Raw genomic sequence first — 428 nt, 5'->3', positions numbered from 1 at the left:
GCTGGCAAGATCCGAGGGAAGATCAACCGGCTTCGAATTCATGCACCGATTGAATCATATTCCATTGTATTTTCAACCCAAAAATGCTACCCAACTCGCGTTTGGCGCCATGTTTCCTGAGGGTTTCGCCAGTCTATTCCGGACAATAGATAACTCAGCTGTGCAGGAGATACTGTCACTACTCCACCCTCAACTGTCGGCCATCTGAAGCGTCCGCGCTCAAGTCTTTTTGTAAACAGGCATGCTCCTTGGCCATCATGCCAGATGACCTTCAACAAATTTCCACGTTTCCCCCTGAAGCAAAACAGGTTGCCCCCAAGGGGATTGTGTTTGAGGACCTCCTGCACCCGGAGCGCCGGCGGTGGAAAGCCACATCCCATATCGGTGTAGCCTGTCGCCAACCACAAACGCCCCTTTCTGTCGGGATC

General features: G+C 52.3%; 1 protein-coding gene. It reads right to left on the bottom strand.

Annotation, left to right across the window (positions count from 1 at the left end):
- Positions 1 to 86: 86 nt before the first annotated feature.
- A complete protein-coding gene (tnpB, locus tag ACWGS9_RS35405; RefSeq protein WP_454509504.1) occupies positions 87 to 380 on the bottom strand; it encodes an IS66 family insertion sequence element accessory protein TnpB in 294 nt (97 codons plus the stop codon).
- Positions 381 to 428 lie beyond the last annotated feature (48 nt).

Source organism: Mesorhizobium sp. Arg314 (assembly GCF_053714275.1).
This window is presented reverse-complemented; position numbering and strand designations above follow the sequence as displayed.

Bases quoted from the DNA above. Each gene is read 5' to 3' on its own strand.
- tnpB (WP_454509504.1), bottom strand. From the start codon at position 380: ATGGGATGTGGCTTTCCACCGCCGGCGCTCCGGGTGCAGGAGGTCCTC.